Below are 1,664 nucleotides of genomic sequence, written 5' to 3'. Positions count from 1 at the left end.
CACACCCGTTCCCATCCCGAACACGGAAGTTAAGCTCTTCAGCGCCGATGGTAGTTGGGGGCTTCCCCCTGTGAGAGTAGGACGCTGCCAGGCTATTTAATTAATCTTTATTCCGCAGTAGCTCAGTGGTAGAGCAATCGGCTGTTAACCGATCGGTCGCAAGTTCGAATCTTGCCTGCGGAGCCAATTATGGAGAGCTGTCCGAGCTGGCCGAAGGAGCACGATTGGAAATCGTGTAGACGGTTACCGCCGTCTCAAGGGTTCGAATCCCTTGCTCTCCGCCATTATAACCAGTAACATTCTTAATTACGGCCCCTTGGTCAAGCGGTTAAGACACCGCCCTTTCACGGCGGTAACACGGGTTCGAATCCCGTAGGGGTCACCATGTGGAGGATTAGCTCAGCTGGGAGAGCATCTGCCTTACAAGCAGAGGGTCGGCGGTTCGAGCCCGTCATCCTCCACCATGTAAGTTTTATTATATTGTTGCCGCGGGGTGGAGCAGTTCGGTAGCTCGTCGGGCTCATAACCCGAAGGTCGCAGGTTCAAATCCTGCCCCCGCAATTATGGTCCGGTAGTTCAGTTGGTTAGAATGCCTGCCTGTCACGCAGGAGGTCGCGGGTTCGAGTCCCGTCCGGACCGCCATTTATACATAAGTTAGGCTCAGTAGCTCAGTCGGTAGAGCAATGGACTGAAAATCCATGTGTCGGCGGTTCGATTCCGTCCTGAGCCATCATTTATGCCGGTGTAGCTCAATTGGTAGAGCAACTGACTTGTAATCAGTAGGTTGGGGGTTCAAGTCCTCTTGCCGGCATTTGTGGAGGGGTAGCGAAGTGGCTAAACGCGGCGGACTGTAAATCCGCTCCCTCAGGGTTCGGCGGTTCGAATCCGTCCCCCTCCACCATTCTTATAGGGGCATAGTTTAACGGTAGAACAGAGGTCTCCAAAACCTCCAGTGTGGGTTCGATTCCTACTGCCCCTGCCAATTTAAATCATATATTATTATGGCGGTCGTGGCGAAGTGGTTAACGCATCGGATTGTGGCTCCGACACTCGTGGGTTCGATTCCCATCGATCGCCCCATATTATTGGGCTATAGCCAAGCGGTAAGGCACCGGACTTTGACTCCGTCATGCGCAGGTTCGAATCCTGCTAGCCCAGTATGCGGAAGTAGTTCAGTGGTAGAACACCACCTTGCCAAGGTGGGGGTCGCGGGTTCGAATCCCGTCTTCCGCTCTTAGTCTTTGGCGGCATAGCCAAGTGGTAAGGCAGAGGTCTGCAAAACCTTTACCACCGGTTCGAATCCGGTTGCCGCCTCCATAATAATATGCCGGTGTGGCGGAATTGGCAGACGCGCACGACTCAAAATCGTGTTCCTTCGGGAGTGCCGGTTCGACCCCGGCCACCGGTATCTTTGAATGAGTTTCATTACTTTTAAACAAACGTAAAAAGGCTCAAGAACGTTGGTATATCAATGTTCTTGAGCCTTTTTTGTATATTTTAAATGGGATACAATTCTGTACAATTTTATTTAATTTTACACCATTTTTTACACCATTTTACACCGCTTTTTTAATGGCTCTATAATATTTGTTGGGGTTTAAACAAAATTTTGTGTGCATAAAAAAACACGCAAACTCCTCATTCTTTTATACTTGAATTGTCGA

15 tRNA genes and 1 rRNA gene are annotated in these 1,664 nt (G+C 50.2%); all 16 read left to right on the top strand.

Annotation, left to right across the window (positions count from 1 at the left end):
• Positions 1 to 93 (top strand): 5S ribosomal RNA (rrf, locus tag QY97_RS19740); the annotation flags it as partial.
• 18 nt (positions 94 to 111) lie between these two features.
• Positions 112 to 186 (top strand) — tRNA-Asn (locus tag QY97_RS18960).
• A 5-nt stretch (positions 187 to 191) separates the two neighbouring features.
• Positions 192 to 284 (top strand) — tRNA-Ser (locus tag QY97_RS18955).
• A gap of 26 nt (positions 285 to 310) precedes the next feature.
• A tRNA-Glu gene (locus QY97_RS18950) sits at positions 311 to 385 on the top strand.
• Between the two features lie 3 nt (positions 386 to 388).
• Positions 389 to 464: transfer RNA gene (locus QY97_RS18945), tRNA-Val, on the top strand.
• 23 nt (positions 465 to 487) lie between these two features.
• A tRNA-Met gene (locus QY97_RS18940) sits at positions 488 to 561 on the top strand.
• A 4-nt stretch (positions 562 to 565) separates the two neighbouring features.
• Positions 566 to 642, top strand: a tRNA-Asp gene (locus QY97_RS18935).
• A 15-nt stretch (positions 643 to 657) separates the two neighbouring features.
• Positions 658 to 730, top strand: a tRNA-Phe gene (locus QY97_RS18930).
• 8 nt (positions 731 to 738) lie between these two features.
• Positions 739 to 811, top strand: a tRNA-Thr gene (locus QY97_RS18925).
• A 5-nt stretch (positions 812 to 816) separates the two neighbouring features.
• Positions 817 to 901: transfer RNA gene (locus QY97_RS18920), tRNA-Tyr, on the top strand.
• Positions 902 to 908: 7 nt separating this feature from the next.
• Positions 909 to 982 (top strand) — tRNA-Trp (locus tag QY97_RS18915).
• Between the two features lie 22 nt (positions 983 to 1,004).
• A tRNA-His gene (locus QY97_RS18910) sits at positions 1,005 to 1,080 on the top strand.
• A gap of 6 nt (positions 1,081 to 1,086) precedes the next feature.
• A tRNA-Gln gene (locus QY97_RS18905) sits at positions 1,087 to 1,158 on the top strand.
• Between the two features lie 3 nt (positions 1,159 to 1,161).
• Positions 1,162 to 1,233, top strand: a tRNA-Gly gene (locus tag QY97_RS18900).
• Positions 1,234 to 1,243: 10 nt separating this feature from the next.
• Positions 1,244 to 1,317: transfer RNA gene (locus QY97_RS18895), tRNA-Cys, on the top strand.
• Between the two features lie 9 nt (positions 1,318 to 1,326).
• Positions 1,327 to 1,408: transfer RNA gene (locus tag QY97_RS18890), tRNA-Leu, on the top strand.
• Positions 1,409 to 1,664 lie beyond the last annotated feature (256 nt).

Origin of the sequence: Bacillus thermotolerans (assembly GCF_000812025.2) — a bacterium.
In the GTDB taxonomy this organism is placed as follows: Bacteria; Bacillota; Bacilli; order Bacillales; family Domibacillaceae; genus Quasibacillus; species Quasibacillus thermotolerans.
The sequence above is the reverse complement of the archived record's forward strand: the minus strand, read 5'-3'. Positions and strand labels throughout refer to the sequence as shown.